The sequence below is a fragment of the Acinetobacter sp. YH12108 genome (genome assembly GCF_013419055.1).
GTDB lineage: Bacteria > Pseudomonadota > Gammaproteobacteria > Pseudomonadales > Moraxellaceae > Acinetobacter.
The window spans coordinates 20,958-40,105 of record NZ_VPAW01000024.1; the positions used below are offsets into that span (position 1 = coordinate 20,958).

Here is a 19,148-nt window from a genome sequence, read left to right on the forward strand (position 1 = left end):
AACAGGCACATAGACAAGGTCGTCGTAGTCATAAAACAATTAGTAAAGTTGAAAATCAGAATTACAAAGAATCAAGGAGATCGATTCAATGACACAAGTACGGTTAAGCTATGCCTATGGAACCAGCAGCCAGCCTTTATTGGGCATGACGATTGGTGAAAAATTTGATCAGGCTTGCGAACAATATGCAGATCGCGATGCAGTTGTCAGCATGCATCAGAACATACGCCTGAGTTATCGGCAGCTACAGGATCAGGTCAATGCCTTTGCCTGTCAGCTGCTGAAATTGGGTATGCAAAAAGGTGACCGTCTGGCGATCTGGTCGCCGAACTGTGTGGAATGGACTATTACCCAGTTCGCAGCTTTCAAGGCAGGCATTATTCTGGTTAACCTGAATCCGGCCTATAAAAGCAATGAGCTGGAATATGTCCTGAATAAAGTGTCCTGTAAGGGACTGGTCATTGCATCGCAGTTTAAAACAACGGACTATCAGGAAATTCTGACCAAAATTGCGCCTGAATTAAAACAGGCTGAAAATAAATTACTAAATGCAGAACGTCTCCCACATTTAAAACATGTCATTAAAATTGATGAGCAGCAGCATACGGGTATTCATCGTTTTCAAGATTTAATGCCTACACCAAGTGCTCAAGAGCTGGAACAGCTGCAACAGATCTCCACTGATTTGCAGTTCGATGAAACTATCAATATCCAGTTTACGTCAGGCACCACAGGGAATCCTAAGGGTACGATGCTGACCCATAACAATATTTTAAATAATGGTTACTTTGTCGGTGAGGCGATTCACTTAAGTCCGGAAGACCGTGTCTGTATTTCTGTTCCACTATTCCACTGCTTTGGCATGGTAATGGGCAATCTGGCCTGTATTACCCATGGTTCAGCCATGATTTATCCGTCTGCCGTATTTAATCCGCTGGAAACTCTAAAAGCCATTCAGCAGGAAAAATGTACGGCAGCTTATGGCGTACCGACCATGTTTATTGCTGTGCTGGAACATGAGCAGTTTGACGAGTTTGATCTATCCAGCCTACGTACCGGTATTATGGCGGGTAGCCCATGTCCGCAGGAAATTATGCAGCGTGTAATTGAACGCATGCATATGTCCGAAATTACCATTTGTTATGGCATGACTGAAACAGCACCAGTAAGTGCCCAGAGTTCTACTGAAGACAGTGTTGAACGTCGTGTCAGTACAGTTGGCCGTGTCCATCCGCATCTGGAAGTGAAAATTGTCGATGAAAATGGCAAGGTGGTGCCGCGCGGTCAACTGGGTGAACTCTGTGTGCGTGGTTATTCCGTGATGCTCGGTTATTGGGAGGACCAGGACAAGACGCAGGAAGTCATTGATGCTGCGCGCTGGATGCATACCGGTGATATTGCCGAAATGGATGATGAAGGCTTTGTCAAAATCAAAGGTCGTATCAAGGATGTGGTCATTCGTGGCGGTGAAAACCTGTTCCCGAAAGAAATTGAAGATTTCCTTTATACCCATCCAGCGGTGTCGGATGTGCAGGTGATTGGCGTGCCAGACCATAAATATGGTGAAGAGCTTTGTGCCTGCATTATCCTGCATGAAAATGATCCATGTACCGAAGAAGCCATCCGTCAATATTGTGCTGAGCATATTTCTCACAATAAAGTGCCACGTTATGTGCGTTTCTTCCATGAATTCCCGATGACAGCTTCAGGTAAGGCACAGAAGTTCAAGTTGCGTGAATTTATGCGTGAAGAATTAAATTTAAAAGAGATTGCTTAAATTAATTAAAGCTAAGTTTAAATAGTATTTGATCAGATGACCTGGCGGCATGGATGCCGCCGTTTCATTGTATGGCAAGGATGCCATATCAATGAAACAAAGGGGTTTGGTTACTTTGCCCAGTCAAAGTAACGAAGAACCTGCACAATGGAAGAAGAATCCATCTTGCGAATTGAGGTCATACATTTAGTAATTTCTTTAAATAGATAAAAATCCATTTTTATATAAAGTCTTATTTCAATATAAAACTTCATATATCGACTATCTAAATCAGAGTAAACAGATGGCAAAAAACTTTCACAGTGAAGTGGTGGTCGCAAGTTATGATGATCATATCCGTAAACTGATTCCTGGCTATGAACTGGTGCATCAACAGATTGAAGCAATACTCAGTACTGAGCTTCCAGAAAATGCACATATCCTGATCGTGGGTTGCGGTACTGGTTATGAGCTATCTTATTTATTGCAGCAGCATCCCAACTGGACATTTACTGCGATTGATCCTTCCGCTGCGATGCTTGAACAGGCAAGGAAGCATCTGGCTTCTATTGGAGCTGAACAACGAGTTCAGTTTATACAGTGCACCACTCAGGAACTGGATCAGCAGGATACTTTCGATGCTGCACTTGCTATTTTAGTCGCCCATTTTATTCCTGAACCTCAGAAATCTGATTTTTTTCAGGCTATCTATCAGGGCCTTAAAGCTGGCGGGATCGGATTGACCTATGACCTGATGCAACCAGAAGATGAGAATGAATTAAAGGTAATGCAAAAAATGGCACAGCAAACCGGACTTAGTGTGCAGCAAAGCGAAAATATGCTGGCCAGATTGCAGCAGGACTTTTTTCTGATTTCAGTAGAAGATTCAAATGAACTTTTAACAAAAGTCGGATTTAAACAGCGCAAAATTTATAGTCAAATCATGAATTATTATGGTTTTTTACTCAGAAAATAAAGATCATGAAACTTTATATGAATTTTAAAGTTTAAGAGAATAATCAAGGAAGTTTAAGAATAATGTCAGCATATTATAGTTTGATCCAGCGCGAGCAGCATACAGATGGCAGTACTACTGCCTATTATCGTTCCAATATTCATGCTCAAGGTGCGTGGAATCCTCATGAACAGCACATGGCGCCAGCAACCGGTATTCTATGTGTTGAACTGGAACAGTTTCAGCCTAGATCAGAAATGCGCATTGGCCGGGTTGGACTGGATATTTTTGGGCTGATTGCATTTGGTGAATTTTCTATTACTACACGCATGATCCGTCCTGGCAAAACTATTGAACTGATTGAGGCGGAAATGTGTGCCAATGGAAAAACCTGTATCGTTGCTCGTGCCTGGAGGATGCTGACTTCGGATAGCCGGGCCATTGCAGGTATCGAAGATTTTCCGATTGAAAGCCCTGAGTTTTTACCGGTTTGGGAGGGTATGAGTTGCTGGCCGGGCGGTTATATTCAAAGTATTGAAACCCGTGCACATCCTGATCATCGTGCAGGCAAAGGCATTGTCTGGCTCAGAAATTCATTGGATATGGTAGAAGGACAACTGACTACAGATTTTAGTCGTTTACTCGGTATGGTCGATACCGCGAATGGCATTGTGCCACGTCAGGATCCAAATGCGGGCTGGGGATTCCCGAATCTGGATTTGCAGATTCATATGCACCGTCTGCCGCAAGGTGAATGGCTGGGGCTGGAAGTGGTGCAACAGTATGGTGAAGATGGGATTGGTCTCACCAGCGGTGTGCTGCATGATATTCACGGGCCTTTCGGTCGCAGTGAACAGATTCTGACCTTACGAAAATTCTAAAACTGATTTAAAAGCAAAAGGATGAATTGATTCATCCTTTTTTTATTGGCATGCTGTGCGCAATGGTTCAGGAATATTGATGAATGCGGATTAGTATTATTGGGGCAGGGCGTGTGGCTTATCATCTTGCCCATGCATTGTCAGCACAACATGAAATTGTACAGATCTACAGCCGGACTCTGGATAAAGCACAGCAACTGGCTGATCAATGTAAAGCGCAAGCCATCGCTCAACCTGAAAATCTGAATCAGGATATAGACTTGATGATCATTGCCGTGAGTGATCAATCAATTGCTGAGGTCATCAGACAAGTCTATTTTTACTTGCAAGATGTGCTGATTGTCCATACTTCAGGCAGTTCTCACCTGAATGTTCTAGCAGATGTACATGCAAAGTCTGGCGTCTTTTATCCATTGCAAACCTTTAGTCTGGAACGTGAAATTGACTGGGAAAATACGCCTTTATTTATTGAAGCGTCTGAGCCAGAAGATCAAGAAATCTTAACTCATTTAGCAAATAGCCTAAGCAAACGAGTTTATCAATATAGTTCAGACCAACGTTTGAGCTTACATCTGGCTGCAGTGTTTGCCTGCAATTTTAGCAACTACTGTTATGACATGGCCAAGCAGATTGTGGATGCACAGCAGGTAGACTTTAGCCTGCTTTATCCATTGATTCTGGAAACAGCCCATAAAGCGACGAAAAATGATCCTCGTCAGGGGCAGACTGGACCTGCGATGCGTGGTGATCAGAATATTCTGAATATGCATCAGCAGATGCTAGAGCAGTCTCAGCGACAAGACTTGGCAGATGTATATAGATTACTCAGCCAGCAGATTTTAGAACGCCATCAGAGCTAATAAAAAAGCGCTGAATAATCAGCGCTTTTTAGACTTATAGATATTAAGAAATTTTCTTAAAGATAAAATCATTAATCTTGTGGCCGGCTTCGATTCCGCGACGCTCAAACTTGGTTTGTGGGCGCCATTCAGGACGAGGGTAGCTGTTACCTTTACCTGCGAGATTTTCTAAACGTGGACGTTCTTCCAGAACTTCCAGCATCCACTCAGCATACGGTTCCCAGTCTGTTGCAGCATGGAAAGTACCGCCAAGTTCCAGTTTTTGCTCAACCAATGGCATGCGGTCATGAGATACAAAACGGCGTTTAAAGTGACGTTTTTTCTGCCATGGATCAGGGAAATACAGCTGAACGGTGTTGATGCTATTGTCCGGCATTTCACGAAGTACCTGAATCGCATCAGCATCCAGTACACGTAAGTTAGTTACGCCTGCCATACCTGCTTCATACACGCACTGCGCAATACCCGGTACATGCACTTCGATTCCGACAAAGTTACGCTCAGGATTCGCTTTCGCCATGAGTACCAGTGAACGACCCATACCGAAACCGATTTCTACAGTCAGCGGACGTTCAGGGTGTTCAAAATGCTGACGCAAATCACCCACCGGATATTCCAAAATTAAGTGACCATATTGTTCAAGCGCAGTACGTTGAGAGGTATTTAATGGCGCTGAGCGGCGCATAAACGTCACAATTTCACGGTGCTCGCTTAAATTGTCCAGCTCCACGACTTGCTGGTCTAATTGATCGTTCGACATAATTTTGGCAAATCTAAAAATTCAGAATGCGGTATTTTAAGTCCTGAGCGGTGCAAGTCAAACTTTTCTCGGTATTTCTCCATAAAAATCGAGCCAGAGATCTCAGACAAAATAAAAGAGCCAGTTGGCTCTTTTATAGATCAAGCTTGATCAGGTACTAAAACGATCGATCAAAGTGCTACTGGCTTCATTTAAACCAATTACAGTCACCTCTATATCTTGGGCTTTAAACTTCTGGATGACGTTATTGAGCATATTTACTGAAGTCACATCCCAGATATGTGCATGCGTCAGATCCAGCTCAACCTGATCCAGCTTTTCTTTAAAATCAAAAAACTGGTAGAACTTTTCTGTACTACTGAAAAAAATCTGACCAGAAATTATATAGCTACGTGAGTTAGGCTTATGCAAATAAGTCGAGACATGTACAGTTCTTTCCAGCTTATTAATAAAGAACAGAGCAGAGAGCAATACACCGACAAATACACCGAGCGCCAGATTATGAGTAGCGAGCACGACAATTATCACAGCAATCATCACGGTATTAAATTCTAGCGGATGCTTGCCAAACTGTTTGATTGCACCCCACTGGAAGGTGGTAAATGACACCATAATCATAATGGCTACCAGCGCCGCCATAGGAATATAAGCCAGCCAGTCTTTCAGGAAGACCACCAGACACAGCAAAAACACCCCAGCCACCAAAGTGGATAAACGGGTACGTGCACCTGAAGAGACATTGATAATTGATTGGCCAATCATGGCACAACCGGCCATACCACCCATAAAACCGCTGACAATATTGGCCATACCCTGACCACGACATTCCTGATGCCGGTCGCCTTCAGTTCCAGTCACTTCATCAATCACTGTAGTGGTCATCATGCTTTCCAGCAAACCGACAGTGGCTAAAGTAAAGGAATAAGGTAGGATAATCTGCAAAGTTTCCAGATTCAGTGGAATTTCTGGAAGAAGAAAGACGGGTAAGGTATCTGGAAACTGTCCCAGATCGCTCACAGTACGCATATCTGCACCAAGCACTAACGCAAGTGCGCTCAGCACGACGATACAGATCAGAGGCGATGGAATCGCTTTACCAATTTTAGGGATATAAGGAAACAGATAAATAATTGCCAGACCAATCGCAATAAACAGATAACCGGTGCTATCCATCCGGTTAATTTCCGGGATTTGTGCCACAAAAATCAGGATCGCGAGAGCATTCAAGAAACCATATACCACAGCCTGCGACACAAAACGCATCAGCTTGGCAACTTTAAAAAAGCCCGCAATCACCTGAATAATCCCGGTCAGAATTGTGGCTGCAAGCAGGTATTGCAAGCCATGATCCTTGACCAGCGTAATCATCAATAGTGCCATTGCACCTGTAGCCGCAGAAATCATGGCAGGACGACCACCGAAAAAGGCAATGGACACGGCAATACAGAAAGAGGCATATAAGCCGACTTGCGGATCGACACCGGCAATCGCAGAAAAGGCAATAGATTCAGGAATCAGGGCGAGTCCAACCACCAAACCTGCCAGTACATCAGTCCGGATATTGGAAAACCATTCTTCTTTTTTCAGGTTAATCACGAAATATCATCTAAATTTTGAGAACCTGCGTATCTTAAACAGATACAGATAAAAATCTACACAAGATTGACTTGCAAAAGCCTGTAAATTCCTCAATATTGAATATGTAACTGTGCTGAATCACAGTTACGCTTTTTTGCAATTTACAGGTTTGATCACTTGAAAGTTTGTCAGAAGCGATTTAAAACATTGAGAAGTGTATAACAAGGATCAGAAATGAAGCTTTACTATTCGCCAGGCGCGTGCTCTTTGGCAGCTCATATTATTTTAAATGAAATTAATGTCGATTTTGATTTGGAACGTGTTGACTTAAAAACCCATAAAACAGAAAAAGGTGCAGATTATTACGAAATTAACCCAAAAGGTTATGTACCAGCATTAGAAATTAATCCGGGTTTAATTCTTACAGAAAATGTTGCAATTTTACCGTTTCTTGCTCAACACGATCCAAAACAAGATCTGATTCCACCTTCTGGCATGGGACGTGCCAAAGTGCTGGAGTGGTTAGGTTATCTCAACTCAGAGTTGCATGATGCTTATGCTGTATTCTTCACTGGAAAATTATCAGATGAAGCCAAAGAAAAAGCCTATGCAGAAATTGACCGTTTATTGAGTTATATCGATAAGGCGATTGGTGAATCGGACAATGATTATCTGGTCGACGATAATTTCGGTCCGGCAGATGCTTACCTGTTTGTTCTGACCAACTGGTCGAACCAGATTGAACATGATCTGAGCCCATATAAAAATATTATTCATATCCGTAATAAGGTTGCAGAACGTCAGTCTGTACAGATTGCAATGCGTGATGAAGGTTTGATTCCTTAATACTAAAATTTTGAAAAAGCGCCATAAGGCGCTTTTTTTATTGCTTCCAAAGTAATTGTTGATATTTAGTCAATAATGATTTGCAAAATCACTGCTTTTTAGCAATAAGCAGAGTCTATATAGTGCCTGCATAAATTTTTGGTTTCAGGTTCTTTCCATGAAAAATATTTTATTAATTAATGGCGCAAAAGCTTTTGCCCACTCAAATGGTCAGTTAAATGATACTTTGGCCGAACTGGCACAAGAAGTATTGTCGGGACTGGGGCATCAGGTTCAGGTGACTCGTGCTGATAGTGAATATAATGCAAAAGCAGAAGTGGAAAAATATCTTTGGGCAGATACGGTCATTTACCAAATGCCAGGCTGGTGGATGGGTGCGCCGTGGCCAGTGAAAAAGTATATTGATGATGTTTTTACCGAAGGGCATGGCAGCCTGTATGCAAATGATGGTCGCTCACGTTCAGATGCTTCAAAACAATACGGCTCAGGTGGCCTGATTCACGATAAAAACTATATGTTATCTCTTACCTGGAATGCACCGATGGATGCGTTTACGGATACCGAGCAGTTTTTTCATGGCGTGGGTGTAGATGGCGTTTACTTACCTTTTCATAAAGCCAACCAATTCTTGGGGATGCAGGCTTTACCGACATTTATTGTGAATGATGTAATTAAAGCCCCTGAAGTTGAAGCGTATATTACACAGTATCGTGAACATTTAATTCAAATTTTTGCTTAACCAGGAGATATGACCATGCTAACCGTTATTGCTGAAATCATTTGTCATTCGGAACAAGATATGAAAACAGTGCTGGATTCATTTAACAACATCCGCGCACAGGTATTACAAGAGCCAGGCTGTCATCTTTATGATGTTTATATTGATCATCCAGAGATTGAGAGCCGATTACAGACCAAAGTGCCTTTTTCAATCATGATGTTTGAAAAATGGGAAAGTATTCAGCATCTGGAAACCCATATGCATAGTGTAAATATGCAGCAACATGCTAAAGCCACTAAAGGTGCGGTTGCGAGTGTAAAGATCCGAATTTTAGAAGCACTTTAAGCTGTAATTCTCAGTTTGAAAGAGTTTGTGATATTTAATTTTATTTGAACTCTTGTGGCTGATTAAATTGAACCTGTTCAAATTTTAGTGCGTAGCGGTGTTTTAAGGTGGACCATTGAACTTTGGCAGGTTGCGTCTGTTCTGCAAATTCATTTTCATCTGTTGTAGTTTTTAGCTTGCCTGTTAAAAAGTTAATGCTTCGTGCTGTACTCTCACCCGAGGCACGGTGAAAATCATCTACATCATAGCCAATCAATTTAAAAGCATTATCTTGGTATCGAAAGGTATAAGTATAATTGGTGACATACCATGAACCACAGCTTAGCCAGTAGTGTAAATGAACCCGAAGTACACCTTTTTGAATGCTTAAGGCTTCGGATTCACCAAGTGGATCAGTGAGGCAAGGCGACTCTACATCACCTTCGGTTGGCAAAGTAGTATTGCTAGCTGCAAGCTGATAACCATTTGCCTGCTTGAATAAAATCAAAAGTTTTCGTTTGTTGGTATTTAGAACATGATTACCTACACCTGCATTTGCAACAAAGTTTTCGGGATTAGTATCTTCAATAATCAGTGCGAGGTCCGCTTGACCGTCCTGATTTAAATCACCTTGCGCTTTTTCTAAAATTTTCCAGTTTTTCGGAACAAAAGATTGATAGTTTGAATTTAGAGAACTGCCTATCTGAGGTGTTGCACATGCACTTTGTGTAAATGCTATACACAGCAGGGTGCTAAATAGGAAAGGCAGTTTGATTTGATGAAGCATCGGTTTAAATTCCTTTTATTTATATTTTTATAAATGTTCGAAGTTGGATAATGAGTTAGTTTATCAAAAGAAGGTGAGAGGACTCTTTTAAAAATCATATGAGACAGGTTTGTGATGAGCTGCAATGTGTCTTTCTCATCAATTAAAAATATTTTGAGTTCTTCATTTGAGAATCTAAGTTACTAGAAAATGGTCAAGGAAACTCCCTCTCCTTATAGGAGAGGGCTAGGGAGAGGTTTTTAAGAAATCCCCTCATCCTCTCGTGGAGCATGCTCCCCATCCTGAAGAGAGAAGGAAGGAACTTTAATACTAATGAACGACCATTGTCTGATTTATGAAAGGGATCTCATCTTAATCTTAAAATGTAATCAGAGTCATAAAGATTTAAAAGTCCAGGAGTTTGCTGGAAACTCCTGAACAGATCGACATGATTTAAATAATTTTTTGGGCCTCTAGCCTCGATTATTATTTAAAGAAATAACCGGTTTCAGGTGAGCTGGCATTGGCCATGCGTTTGCGTGGCATACGACCGGCCAGGAATGCTTCACGACCCGCTTCAACCGCCTTACGCATCGCAGAGGCCATCAAGACCGGATTTTGTGCAGCAGCAATCGCAGTATTCATCAGTACGCCGTCACAGCCGAGTTCCATGGCAATCGCTGCATCACTGGCAGTACCGACACCCGCATCAACCAGCACAGGCACTTTGGCATTTTCTTTAATAATCGAAATCGTGTGTGGATTCAGAATCCCCAGACCAGAACCGATCAGGCTACCCAAAGGCATGATTGCTACGCAGCCCATACTTTCAAGTTCTTGTGCCACGATCGGATCATCTGAGGTATAGACCATGATTTCAAAACCGTCATCAATCAGGGTACGCGCTGCTTTCAAAGTTTCGGTAATATTTGGATAAAGAGTCTTTTCATCGCCCAGTACTTCCAGTTTTACCAGGTTATGACCATCCAGCAGTTCACGTGCCAGCATACAGGTGCGTATTGCGCTATTGGCATCAAAACAGCCCGCAGTATTTGGTAAAATGGTGTATTTTTCTGGTGGAACCACTGAAAGCAGGTTCGGTTGGTCTGGATGCTGACCAATATTCACCCGGCGAATAGCAACCGTTACAATTTCTGCACCACTGGCCTGAATGGCCTGATCTGTTTCATTTAAATCTTTATATTTGCCTGTGCCTACTAAAAGACGAGACTGGAATTGGCGTGAACCGATCTGTAATAAATCTTGCATAATTGTTCCAAGTGTTATTAGCCGCCACCGACTGCGTGAATAATTTCTATTTTGTCCGCTTCGCAAATGGGCGTTTCACCCAATCTGCTTTTAGAAATAATCATTTCATTGACCTCAACTGCAAAGCGTTTACCCTCAAGCGCCAGACTTTGAACCAGTTCCAGCAGGTTCTTGCATTGAGTTTCTTGTTGTTCGCCATTGATATACACCAGCATCTTGGCAACCCTCCATGATTATTGATTAAAGCATCAGACCTATTTGAGGTATTTTACGGCATTCCAGGCCAGAATTAACCAGCCAGCAATCATTAAGGCACCACCAATTGGCGTAATTGCACCTAAACCGCGCGGCAGACCCAGTGCCATGACATAGAGTGAGCCACAGAACAGGAAAATCCCCGCCTGGATCAGGAGAAAACTCCATTTGATTGGCAATTCAGGAATCACTCTGCTGATCACTGCTAGAATAAGTAAGCCAAGAGCATGGTAGAAGAAATAATCTGTGGCCGTTTGCCACCAGGTCAACTGTGCTTCAGTCGCTCGAGTCTTTAAACCATGGGCACCAAATGCGCCGAGCATGACTGCAAGCGCAAGATTCAGTGCTGAAATCGCAATCCACATTTGAATTGACCTTCCCAATAAAGTTTGCGCTTAACCTTAGCATAAAAGCTAAGGCTGAAACACGGCATTAAAAGACAAAAAAAGCCTTCATATATGAAGGCTTTTTCTTAAGATTAGTAGTTTATTAATTCAATACATCAGTTTGAAGACATTGCTACTTTAATCTTTTCCATTGCATTCTTTTCAAGCTGACGGATACGTTCGGCGGAAACATTATATTCAGCTGCCAGTTCATGCAAGGTTGATTTTTCATCATCCAGCCAGCGACGCTGCAAGATATTACGGGAACGGTCATCTAACTGTTCCATCGCTTCATGCAGGGCAGAGGTGCTTTGTTCCTCATAGTCTTCATTTTCAATCAGACGTGCCGGGTCATAACGGTTGTCTTCCAGATATAGTGCTGGAGCAACGTGAGTTGAATTTTCGTCATCATCGTCACCTGATGCTTCAAATGCTGCATCATAAGCCGTCAATCGGCCTTCCATTTCCAACACCTGTTCTGGTGTTACATTCAGGTCATTGGCAATCGACTGAGCTTCTTCAAGCGTTAACTTTTTAGAAGACTTTTTCAGACTACGTAAATTGAAGAACAGTTTACGCTGCGCTTTAGTGGTCGCAATTTTGACAATACGCCAGTTACGAATTACATATTCATGAATTTCAGCTTTGATCCAGTGCACCGCAAATGACACCAGACGTACGCCCATACTAGGGTCAAAACGCTTAACGGCTTTCATCAGGCCAAGGTTGCCTTCCTGGATCAGGTCACCTTGAGGCAGGCCATAACCTGCATAACTACGTGCAATATGTACCACGAAACGCAAATGAGACATGACCAGCATTTTTGCTGCGTCCAGGTCCTGGTCGTAGTAATAGCGTTCGGCCAACTCTTTTTCTTGTTCGGCCGTCAAAATAGGAATTTGATTGACAGTGCTAATATAAGCACCAAGATTGACACCTGGCGCCGATAATGACAGGGGCATCAATTGATTGCGGCTGTCACTCATGTGTTCTCCTTGAAGTGCGGGGGATTTAACCCTTAACTAGGTTTTATCTTAATCCAAACTCTCCTCAAATAATGGATATTTGGGTAGAGAAATGTAAACTTTTATACGAGTATGGAGAGCATCCAGTTTAATTGAAAATTTTTAAGATTCAATCAGGTAGTGATACTCGGTCGTAGAAATCTGTTGAGATTCGCATTTTAACTGATGCATTTGGCAATACCGTGTAACATCAGTTTGACTATATGGATCTGATGACTTTAACAAGAATGTTTTGCCCTGATCTGCTTTTAATGCACGCTTTAACATCAGGAGCGGCATCGGACAGGGTTTACCCATGGCATCAATAATATGCGCTTGACCGTGGTTATCACTCATTTCCGTTTTATTCATATCGCAAAAAAGGCTATAAATATTAGCAAATAGGATGCCAAAACCCAACTATTTAGCTAAAAAGTTACATGAAATAATATATATAATTTTTCTGATATATATTGTGAAAAAAATAACTAAATCAAAAGGAACAAAGCTAAAAAATATCTATTAATTGTCATAAACCCATGTTAAGCTCGTTGCGTATTTAGGATTTCAGATAAACAAATTGATTGTTTTTCGCCCTATACACAATGGATGTAACCGGGATTTTGTTAATAGTTTTACAGAATGATTACAAGCTTAAAAATAATATTTTCAAACTTGTTTGCTCTGCTGTTTGCAACACCGGGTGGTCCTTTTTTTAGTATCAATGAGGATTAACTTATGACAGCTGCTCGTGAACAAGGCGTAGTTAAATGGTTCAACGACACTAAAGGCTTCGGCTTTATTCAACGCAACGGCGGTGATGACGTATTCGTTCATTTCCGTGCAATCCAAGGCGAAGGCCACCGTTCACTTCGTGACGGCCAACGTGTTGAATTCAGTGTAGTTAAAGGCCAAAAAGGCTTCCAAGCTGAAGAAGTTCAACCATTAGACTAATCTTCGGATTAAGCTAATAAACGCCCCAATATAAATTGGGGCGTTTTTTGTTTATACTATTCCATCTTAGTGAATATCAAATTAGAGCAGTGCTTTATGTCATCTGGTTTTGAAACCTTAAATTTACATCCCCAACTGAAAAAGGCAATTGATGCTTTAGGCTTTACTTCCATGACGCCGATTCAGCAGAAGGTTTTAAAATTCACCTTGGCAGGACATGATGCTATTGGTCGTGCACAAACGGGTACGGGTAAAACAGCCGCATTCCTGATTAGCGTGATTAATGACTTGCTGAATAATCCGGTAAAAGAACAGCGTTATCGTGGTGAACCGCGTGCTTTGATTTTGGCACCAACACGTGAACTTGCCCTGCAAATCGAAAGCGACGCGCATGAGCTGACCAAGTTTACTGACCTGAGTGTCGTAACACTTCTAGGTGGTGTAGATTTTGACAAGCAGAAAGCTCAATTGGATAAAGCGCCAGTGGATATCATGGTTGCTACTCCAGGGCGTCTGATTGATTTTGTCGAACAAAAAGAAGTCTGGCTGGATCAGATTGAATTCCTGGTGATTGATGAAGCTGACCGTCTACTGGATATGGGCTTTATTCCATCAGTAAAACGTATTGTGCGTTTCTCGCCACGCAAAGAGCAGCGTCAGACGCTGATGTTCTCTGCAACTTTTAGCTATGATGTCTTGAATCTGGCACAGCAATGGTTATTTGAACCGGTCACTGTCGAAATTGAGCCAGAGAAAAAAACCAATGCCGACGTAGAACAGCGGGTGTATATGGTCGCGAAAGCAGACAAATATAAGTTGCTGCAAGACATTCTGCGTGATGAGCCGATTGAAAAGGTCATGATTTTCGCTAACCGTCGTGATCAGGTACGTAAGCTATATGATCATTTAAAACGTGATGGTTATAAAGTGGTAATGCTGTCAGGTGAAATTGCCCAAGACAAACGCTTAAAAATGTTAGACCAGTTCAAAAATGGTAAACATAACATCATGATTGCGACAGACGTTGCCGGTCGTGGTATTCATGTGGATGGCGTATCTCATGTGATTAACTTCACTTTGCCTGAACAGTCCGATGATTATGTACACCGTATTGGTCGTACCGGTCGTGCGGGAACGCGTGGTGTAAGTATCAGTTTCCTGGCGGAAGATGATGCGTTCTATTTGCCAGAGATTGAAAAAGCGATTGGACAAAAATTACCGCTGACCCGTTTGGAAGGCTATTGCTAATCTAAACTGCAAAAAAACCGCTCTTAAAGAGCGGTTTTTTATTACTGCACATGTTGAAGCTTATTTTGCTTCACAGCGGAACGTTAAAACAGTCTGATAATCATCATTCTGGTTCAATCCGGTGTTGGTGCCGGCAATATTGCCTAATACAGTCGCAGCAGCCTGAATCATTTGTCCGGTCTGTTCATCGACTACACCTTTTAGTGCACCATTATAAGAAGTTTTTTCATCCAGAATAATCGCAGTTGCTTTGGAGCCACAGGTTTTGCTGGCGGCATTCACTGCATTATTTTTAGAGGTTAACTGGTTTTTACCTAATCCTGTTACTTCAAACTGATTATTTTCCTTTTGAACCGCCACTGAAGTCGGGTTAGATGCACAGGCAGTTAAAAGTAGAGCTGAAGCTGCTAATCCGCTGATCGCAATTGTTTTTTTCATCATAAAATCTCGCTTGAAAACAGAACTGGGAATATTGAAACACAGTAAAAAGCACAGAATTAGGAGCTGTTGTATAAGTTTGGCAATTTTTGATGTTGCTCTATGAGAGAAAAGTGAATGAAAGAGACCTTTTATTGATTCCATAGAAAATATTGTAATCTTCCTTAAATATTTTCAAGGTAGAGGTATTTGCAAGTTTCTAGAGTATTACTAGTGGAATATGCTAATCTTGACCGTAGTTTTTAAGTTATAGATCTATAAAGCAATGACGGAATCTGTGGTCGACATCGTTCATCAAAATATTCACCAACGTCAATCAATAGGACATTTGCTGGCACCTGCGCCGAATGCAGAACAGTTAGAAATGGCATTTAAAGCTGCTTTGACAGCACCGGATCATCACCGGTTAAAACCTACCACTTTTGTGATCATCCCGGATGCGCAACGTGAAGCATTTGGTGAACTGTTATCGCAAGCACTGATAGATCTGGGTCAAACTGAATCAGCTCAGATTGAACGGGTCAAGAATCATCCTTTTCGTGCACCTTTGCTGGTACTGGCATTAACCCGTTTGCAGGATCATCCGAAAGTGCCACATTTTGAGCAGATTTTGAGTTCAGGTGCCGCTATTCAAAACTTCTTGCTGTCTTTGCAGGCTCAAGGTTTTTCAACTATGTGGCGTAGTGGCGCAGTAGTAGAATCAAAATTTTTCAAGCAGTCGCTCGGTATTGGTAAGGATGATCTGGTTTCTGGCATTATCTATATCGGTACGGCGGCAAAAGCGATTGCACCACGTGCTGAAATCCAGACCCAGAATTATGTAAGTTATTGGAATCAAAACTAAGGCATTTCAAGACACAGGATATTAGAAAACAAGATGTCAGAATTAAATTTTACCGATTTGATTGAACCGGTAGTGGTCAACCAGAATACGGCTTTAAGAATTACAGTTTTAGGCGGTGGTAGTTTTGGTACTGCAATGGCCAATACCGCGGTTCGAAATGGCTGCGATACCATGATCTGGATTCGTGATCCGGAAGTAGCTGAAGATATTAATGCAACACATATCAATAAACGCTATCTACCGGATTTTAAGCTGGAAGAAAATCTGCTTGCTGTGTCCGATCTGGAGAAGGCTGTTCGTGATCGCGATATTATTCTAGTCGCGATTCCAAGCCATTCTTTCCGTGATGTGTTGCAGCAGATCAAGCCCTTTATAACCTCTCAAGCGGTGATTTCCCTGACAAAAGGGATCGAAGCCAATACCTTCAGCTTTATGAGTGACATCATTCGTGAAGAACTACCGGAAGTGCCTTATGGTGTGCTGTCTGGTCCAAACCTGGCCAAAGAAATTGTCGCAGGTCAGCCGGCAGGTACGGTGATTGCCAGTGAATCTGAACTGGTACGTTATGCAGTGCAACAGGCACTCCATAGTGCATTATTCCGTGTCTTTGCCAGTGATGATGTACATGGCGTAGAACTGGGCGGTGCACTGAAAAATATTTATGCGGTCGCGATGGGGATGGCGGCTGCCTATAATGTCGGTGAAAATACCAAGAGTATGATTCTGACCCGCGCTCTAGCGGAAATGAGTCGGTTTGCAGTCAAGCTGGGTGCAAACCCGCTGACTTTCCTGGGGCTTTCAGGTGTAGGTGATCTATTCGCCACTTGTAACAGTCCGCTGAGTCGTAACTATCAGGTTGGTTATGCATTAGGTAAGGGTAAAACCCTAGAGCAGGCGACGACTGAACTGGGGCAGACGGCAGAAGGGATTAACACGATTGTGCAGGTAAAAGCACGCTCAGAAGAGCTGGATGTGTATATGCCGATTACAACTGCCTTGTATGAAGTGATCTTTGAAGGAGCGCCGCCGCTGACGATCGCTCTATCCTTGATGAAAAATGGTCATCGCAGTGATGTCGAATTTGTCTTGCCACATCATCAAGTCTGATCTATAACACAGGAAGCGCGATGATTATGATGCTGACTGATGATCGTAGTGACCAAATAAATAGGGAAATAAGATGCAACTGACTTTAGTGCGACATGGCGAAGCCGCGCCACCAGTGAATGGGAATGATAGCAAACGTCCCCTAACGGAGCGCGGGCATCAACAGGCGGAACAGACAGCACAGTATTTAAAGGACATCATTAAACCGGAAGTGTTTGTGGTCAGTCCTTTATTGCGTGCGCAGGAAACTCTGGCGCATTTACAGCACTATTTTAAAGATGTACCCGTTGTGATCTGTAATACTATCAAGCCTGATGATGATGCTAAAGTTGCAGTTGAATGGTTGTCACAACTGCCGTATGAGTCCATTGCGGTGGTTTGTCATATGAATGTTGTGGCGCATATTGCCTCTATTCTGTTGACTGAGTCTTTTCATCCATTCCATTTATCAGAAGCACGTATTTATGATCAGGCCGTGATTGCACCAGGTCTATCAACACAAGTTAAAAGCTTTATTCCAACAGTATAAAAACCAATTAAAACGGTAGAACACAATCGATGTTGTATTTATGGATGCCGGAAGCCAATGGGGTTTGGCAATGGTCAAAGGGGGAGTTCTGGAACACTGCTGCAACACTCGAGCAGCTGATTCAGGATATTCAGGCCTATCATGGTGAAGAGGCGACGGTCTTTTTTCCAAGTCGTCATGTGCAGATTTTGCAGCAGACCTTGCCTAAGAGCCAATACAAGAAAATGGGCAATGATGGCATCAAATATCTGTTAGAAGAATATGTGGTACTGCCTGTCGATACGATGAAAGTGCTGCATCATTTTCAGCAGCCTGACCAGATCAGTATTCTGGGGATTGCAAATTCTACAGTTGAAACTTTGCAGCATGCCCTGAATCTGATTCCTGTTAAAGTCACTGCATTATTGCCAGACTTTCTGGTCTTACCAGTACCTGAACATGCGCAGCAGCGCGTTATTGCACAAATTGGTGGGCATCTGCTGGTACGTGAAGCTGAATATATTGGCCAGTCAGTGGATGATCTGAGCCTTTATCTAGATTTTCAGCCCAAAGATCTGGAATATCAGGTCAGCAATCTCAGCCCTGAACAAATGAGCAGTTTAGAAGCGGTAGCAACACGTGAACAATTAAACTCGTTCCAATATACGTTGCCAATGCTAAAAAAACCGAAACAGCATCTATTTAATATCCTGCCAAAGGGTAAATCGGATCATACTGTTTCCGGTTACTGGAAAGCCTGTGCTGCGGTTTTTCTTGGGATTCTGGTATTGCAGTTCACTTATGATGCGGTGCGCTGGTATCAATATAAAAAAGTCGCCAATACCACTGCGATGCAGGCGATTGATCAGTTTAAATACTGGTTTGGACAGAATTATCCGGTCACTGAGCAGAATATTAAAAGTCAGTTTGAAGCCCAGCTTCGTCAAAGTCAGGCTGCGGATACTCAGGCTTTGCAGCTCATTAGCCGAGTCGGGCCGGTGTTGATGCAAAACCAGATTGTGGCACAGCGTGTCAATTATGATCCGTCTGGATTGAGTCTGCAGTTACAGTCCAATTCATCTGAAAGTTTAAATACTTTGACCAAGCAACTGGGGCAGCAGGGCTTTAAAGTAGAATTGGGGAATATACAGGCGAATGGAACAGGCGCCGTAGGACTGGTGAAAATACAATAATGAAAGCTATTGAAACCTTACAGAACCGCATGGATCTGCAAATTGAAAAACTGACCGATTATCTGGATCGTTTGTCAGCACGTGAACGCATTCTGGTAATCTTTACCACAATCTTTGTGCTGGTGACCGCTGTTGCGAGTGCACTCTGGGCAATGCATCAGACAGCAGATACCCAGCAGAAACGTTTAAATGATCTAAAAGATACGCTGGTCTGGATGCAAAGCAATGCTGTTACTATGAAGCCGGCAGGAGACTTGCAATTAGATGCAGCAGAAAAAGTGCAGCGTATTGCTCAGCAACAAGGGCTGTCGGTCGCATCACAGCAAATGGATGGAAAAATTCAGTTGATGCTGTCTCATGAAAATTATTCTGTGCTGGCCAACTTCCTGACACAGTTGGCACAAATGGGGCTAAGTATCGAGAAAATGGAACTAAATAATGAAGCAGGGCAGATTAAATTAACAGCGACTGTGCAATAACTGGTAAAAATAAAGA

General features: G+C 42.5%; 23 protein-coding genes. 14 read left to right on the top strand and 9 right to left on the bottom strand.

Features of this window, described 5'->3' with window-relative positions; genetic code table 11:
- Positions 1-88 precede the first annotated feature (88 nt).
- The 4 genes from FTU46_RS13340 (at position 89) to FTU46_RS13355 (ending at position 4,452) form a co-directional block, all read left to right on the top strand.
- Positions 89-1,777, top strand: coding sequence for an AMP-binding protein (locus FTU46_RS13340; RefSeq protein WP_004782479.1), 1,689 nt, complete (start codon positions 89-91; stop codon positions 1,775-1,777).
- Between the two features lie 283 nt (positions 1,778-2,060).
- A complete protein-coding gene (locus FTU46_RS13345; protein ID WP_180105165.1) occupies positions 2,061-2,732 on the top strand; it encodes a class I SAM-dependent methyltransferase in 672 nt (223 codons plus the stop codon).
- 62 nt (positions 2,733-2,794) lie between these two features.
- The gene (locus FTU46_RS13350; RefSeq protein WP_159123882.1) at positions 2,795-3,592 is read left to right on the top strand and encodes a thioesterase family protein; all 798 of its coding nucleotides are present in this window, start codon (positions 2,795-2,797) and stop codon (positions 3,590-3,592) included.
- A gap of 83 nt (positions 3,593-3,675) precedes the next feature.
- Complete coding sequence (locus FTU46_RS13355) at positions 3,676-4,452, top strand: Rossmann-like and DUF2520 domain-containing protein (RefSeq protein ID WP_180105166.1); 777 nt, start codon at positions 3,676-3,678, stop codon at positions 4,450-4,452.
- Between the two features lie 43 nt (positions 4,453-4,495).
- On the opposite strand, the gene trmB is transcribed toward FTU46_RS13355, so the two are convergent.
- Both trmB and FTU46_RS13365 read right to left on the bottom strand, forming a co-directional pair.
- Positions 4,496-5,212 (bottom strand): tRNA (guanosine(46)-N7)-methyltransferase TrmB, encoded by a 717-nt coding sequence (gene trmB, locus FTU46_RS13360; RefSeq protein WP_004782474.1) that lies wholly within the window; start codon positions 5,210-5,212, stop codon positions 4,496-4,498.
- A gap of 150 nt (positions 5,213-5,362) precedes the next feature.
- A complete protein-coding gene (locus tag FTU46_RS13365; RefSeq protein ID WP_180105167.1) occupies positions 5,363-6,808 on the bottom strand; it encodes a SulP family inorganic anion transporter in 1,446 nt (481 codons plus the stop codon).
- Positions 6,809-7,024: 216 nt separating this feature from the next.
- Here FTU46_RS13365 and FTU46_RS13370 point away from each other — a divergent pair, with 216 nt between their 5' ends.
- The 3 genes from FTU46_RS13370 (at position 7,025) to FTU46_RS13380 (ending at position 8,702) form a co-directional block, all read left to right on the top strand.
- Positions 7,025-7,636 carry a glutathione binding-like protein gene (locus FTU46_RS13370; RefSeq protein ID WP_004782472.1) on the top strand — a complete coding sequence of 204 codons (612 nt, stop codon included), beginning with the start codon at positions 7,025-7,027 and terminating at the stop codon, positions 7,634-7,636.
- Positions 7,637-7,793: 157 nt separating this feature from the next.
- Positions 7,794-8,375, top strand: coding sequence for an NAD(P)H-dependent oxidoreductase (locus FTU46_RS13375; protein ID WP_180105168.1), 582 nt, complete (start codon positions 7,794-7,796; stop codon positions 8,373-8,375).
- Positions 8,376-8,390: 15 nt separating this feature from the next.
- Positions 8,391-8,702 carry a putative quinol monooxygenase gene (locus tag FTU46_RS13380; protein WP_034702136.1) on the top strand — a complete coding sequence of 104 codons (312 nt, stop codon included), beginning with the start codon at positions 8,391-8,393 and terminating at the stop codon, positions 8,700-8,702.
- Between the two features lie 40 nt (positions 8,703-8,742).
- On the opposite strand, the gene FTU46_RS13385 is transcribed toward FTU46_RS13380, so the two are convergent.
- The 6 genes from FTU46_RS13385 to FTU46_RS13410 all read right to left on the bottom strand — a co-directional run bounded on the left by FTU46_RS13385 (position 8,743) and on the right by FTU46_RS13410 (position 12,718).
- A complete protein-coding gene (locus tag FTU46_RS13385) occupies positions 8,743-9,468 on the bottom strand; it encodes a hypothetical protein (protein WP_180105169.1) in 726 nt (241 codons plus the stop codon).
- Between the two features lie 465 nt (positions 9,469-9,933).
- Positions 9,934-10,716 (bottom strand): thiazole synthase, encoded by a 783-nt coding sequence (locus FTU46_RS13390; protein WP_180003681.1) that lies wholly within the window; start codon positions 10,714-10,716, stop codon positions 9,934-9,936.
- Positions 10,717-10,733: 17 nt separating this feature from the next.
- Positions 10,734-10,931: a sulfur carrier protein ThiS gene (thiS, locus tag FTU46_RS13395; RefSeq protein WP_005235073.1), complete on the bottom strand. Its 198-nt coding sequence runs from the start codon at positions 10,929-10,931 to the stop codon at positions 10,734-10,736.
- Positions 10,932-10,970: 39 nt separating this feature from the next.
- The gene (locus tag FTU46_RS13400; RefSeq protein ID WP_004782466.1) at positions 10,971-11,336 is read right to left on the bottom strand and encodes a DUF423 domain-containing protein; all 366 of its coding nucleotides are present in this window, start codon (positions 11,334-11,336) and stop codon (positions 10,971-10,973) included.
- A gap of 137 nt (positions 11,337-11,473) precedes the next feature.
- Complete coding sequence (gene rpoH / locus FTU46_RS13405) at positions 11,474-12,343, bottom strand: RNA polymerase sigma factor RpoH (RefSeq protein ID WP_004782464.1); 870 nt, start codon at positions 12,341-12,343, stop codon at positions 11,474-11,476.
- 141 nt (positions 12,344-12,484) lie between these two features.
- Positions 12,485-12,718 carry a sulfurtransferase TusA family protein gene (locus FTU46_RS13410; RefSeq protein WP_180070270.1) on the bottom strand — a complete coding sequence of 78 codons (234 nt, stop codon included), beginning with the start codon at positions 12,716-12,718 and terminating at the stop codon, positions 12,485-12,487.
- Between the two features lie 381 nt (positions 12,719-13,099).
- Between FTU46_RS13410 and FTU46_RS13415 the strand changes: the two genes are divergently transcribed.
- Both FTU46_RS13415 and rhlB read left to right on the top strand, forming a co-directional pair.
- Positions 13,100-13,315, top strand: coding sequence for a cold-shock protein (locus FTU46_RS13415; RefSeq protein WP_004782461.1), 216 nt, complete (start codon positions 13,100-13,102; stop codon positions 13,313-13,315).
- Positions 13,316-13,411: 96 nt separating this feature from the next.
- Positions 13,412-14,563, top strand: a complete 1,152-nt coding sequence (rhlB, locus tag FTU46_RS13420) for an ATP-dependent RNA helicase RhlB (protein WP_004782458.1) — start codon at positions 13,412-13,414, stop codon at positions 14,561-14,563.
- A 60-nt stretch (positions 14,564-14,623) separates the two neighbouring features.
- Here the strand turns inward: rhlB and FTU46_RS13425 are convergent, their stop codons facing one another.
- Positions 14,624-15,001 carry a hypothetical protein gene (locus FTU46_RS13425; protein WP_171505595.1) on the bottom strand — a complete coding sequence of 126 codons (378 nt, stop codon included), beginning with the start codon at positions 14,999-15,001 and terminating at the stop codon, positions 14,624-14,626.
- 265 nt (positions 15,002-15,266) lie between these two features.
- On the opposite strand from FTU46_RS13425, the gene FTU46_RS13430 reads away from it, so the two are divergent.
- From FTU46_RS13430 to gspM, 5 genes are all read left to right on the top strand, one after another.
- Positions 15,267-15,845: a nitroreductase family protein gene (locus tag FTU46_RS13430; RefSeq protein WP_034169994.1), complete on the top strand. Its 579-nt coding sequence runs from the start codon at positions 15,267-15,269 to the stop codon at positions 15,843-15,845.
- 33 nt (positions 15,846-15,878) lie between these two features.
- Complete coding sequence (locus FTU46_RS13435; protein WP_034704062.1) at positions 15,879-16,952, top strand: NAD(P)H-dependent glycerol-3-phosphate dehydrogenase; 1,074 nt, start codon at positions 15,879-15,881, stop codon at positions 16,950-16,952.
- Between the two features lie 73 nt (positions 16,953-17,025).
- Positions 17,026-17,481, top strand: coding sequence for a phosphohistidine phosphatase SixA (gene sixA / locus FTU46_RS13440; protein WP_180105170.1), 456 nt, complete (start codon positions 17,026-17,028; stop codon positions 17,479-17,481).
- Between the two features lie 29 nt (positions 17,482-17,510).
- Complete coding sequence (gene gspL / locus FTU46_RS13445) at positions 17,511-18,653, top strand: type II secretion system protein GspL (protein ID WP_180105171.1); 1,143 nt, start codon at positions 17,511-17,513, stop codon at positions 18,651-18,653.
- Positions 18,653-19,132: a type II secretion system protein GspM gene (gene gspM, locus FTU46_RS13450; RefSeq protein ID WP_180105172.1), complete on the top strand. Its 480-nt coding sequence runs from the start codon at positions 18,653-18,655 to the stop codon at positions 19,130-19,132. Before gspL ends, gspM begins: the two co-directional genes overlap by 1 nt.
- Positions 19,133-19,148: the final 16 nt, after the last annotated feature.

What these genes read in the sequence shown, in the direction of transcription:
- sixA (WP_180105170.1), top strand. Translation starts at nt 17,026, where the DNA reads ATGCAACTGACTTTAGTGCGACATGGCGAAGCCGCGCCACCAGTGAAT.
- FTU46_RS13400 (WP_004782466.1), bottom strand. Translation starts at nt 11,336, where the DNA reads ATGTGGATTGCGATTTCAGCACTGAATCTTGCGCTTGCAGTCATGCTC.
- thiS (WP_005235073.1), bottom strand. Translation starts at nt 10,931, where the DNA reads ATGCTGGTGTATATCAATGGCGAACAACAAGAAACTCAATGCAAGAAC.
- FTU46_RS13340 (WP_004782479.1), top strand. Translation starts at nt 89, where the DNA reads ATGACACAAGTACGGTTAAGCTATGCCTATGGAACCAGCAGCCAGCCT.
- FTU46_RS13410 (WP_180070270.1), bottom strand. Translation starts at nt 12,718, where the DNA reads ATGAGTGATAACCACGGTCAAGCGCATATTATTGATGCCATGGGTAAA.
- FTU46_RS13435 (WP_034704062.1), top strand. Translation starts at nt 15,879, where the DNA reads ATGTCAGAATTAAATTTTACCGATTTGATTGAACCGGTAGTGGTCAAC.
- FTU46_RS13390 (WP_180003681.1), bottom strand. Translation starts at nt 10,716, where the DNA reads ATGCAAGATTTATTACAGATCGGTTCACGCCAATTCCAGTCTCGTCTT.
- FTU46_RS13385 (WP_180105169.1), bottom strand. Translation starts at nt 9,468, where the DNA reads ATGCTTCATCAAATCAAACTGCCTTTCCTATTTAGCACCCTGCTGTGT.
- FTU46_RS13380 (WP_034702136.1), top strand. Translation starts at nt 8,391, where the DNA reads ATGCTAACCGTTATTGCTGAAATCATTTGTCATTCGGAACAAGATATG.
- FTU46_RS13370 (WP_004782472.1), top strand. Translation starts at nt 7,025, where the DNA reads ATGAAGCTTTACTATTCGCCAGGCGCGTGCTCTTTGGCAGCTCATATT.
- FTU46_RS13425 (WP_171505595.1), bottom strand. Translation starts at nt 15,001, where the DNA reads ATGAAAAAAACAATTGCGATCAGCGGATTAGCAGCTTCAGCTCTACTT.
- FTU46_RS13355 (WP_180105166.1), top strand. Translation starts at nt 3,676, where the DNA reads ATGCGGATTAGTATTATTGGGGCAGGGCGTGTGGCTTATCATCTTGCC.
- gspL (WP_180105171.1), top strand. Translation starts at nt 17,511, where the DNA reads ATGTTGTATTTATGGATGCCGGAAGCCAATGGGGTTTGGCAATGGTCA.
- FTU46_RS13350 (WP_159123882.1), top strand. Translation starts at nt 2,795, where the DNA reads ATGTCAGCATATTATAGTTTGATCCAGCGCGAGCAGCATACAGATGGC.
- FTU46_RS13345 (WP_180105165.1), top strand. Translation starts at nt 2,061, where the DNA reads ATGGCAAAAAACTTTCACAGTGAAGTGGTGGTCGCAAGTTATGATGAT.
- trmB (WP_004782474.1), bottom strand. Translation starts at nt 5,212, where the DNA reads ATGTCGAACGATCAATTAGACCAGCAAGTCGTGGAGCTGGACAATTTA.
- gspM (WP_180105172.1), top strand. Translation starts at nt 18,653, where the DNA reads ATGAAAGCTATTGAAACCTTACAGAACCGCATGGATCTGCAAATTGAA.
- FTU46_RS13415 (WP_004782461.1), top strand. Translation starts at nt 13,100, where the DNA reads ATGACAGCTGCTCGTGAACAAGGCGTAGTTAAATGGTTCAACGACACT.
- rhlB (WP_004782458.1), top strand. Translation starts at nt 13,412, where the DNA reads ATGTCATCTGGTTTTGAAACCTTAAATTTACATCCCCAACTGAAAAAG.
- FTU46_RS13430 (WP_034169994.1), top strand. Translation starts at nt 15,267, where the DNA reads ATGACGGAATCTGTGGTCGACATCGTTCATCAAAATATTCACCAACGT.
- rpoH (WP_004782464.1), bottom strand. Translation starts at nt 12,343, where the DNA reads ATGAGTGACAGCCGCAATCAATTGATGCCCCTGTCATTATCGGCGCCA.
- FTU46_RS13375 (WP_180105168.1), top strand. Translation starts at nt 7,794, where the DNA reads ATGAAAAATATTTTATTAATTAATGGCGCAAAAGCTTTTGCCCACTCA.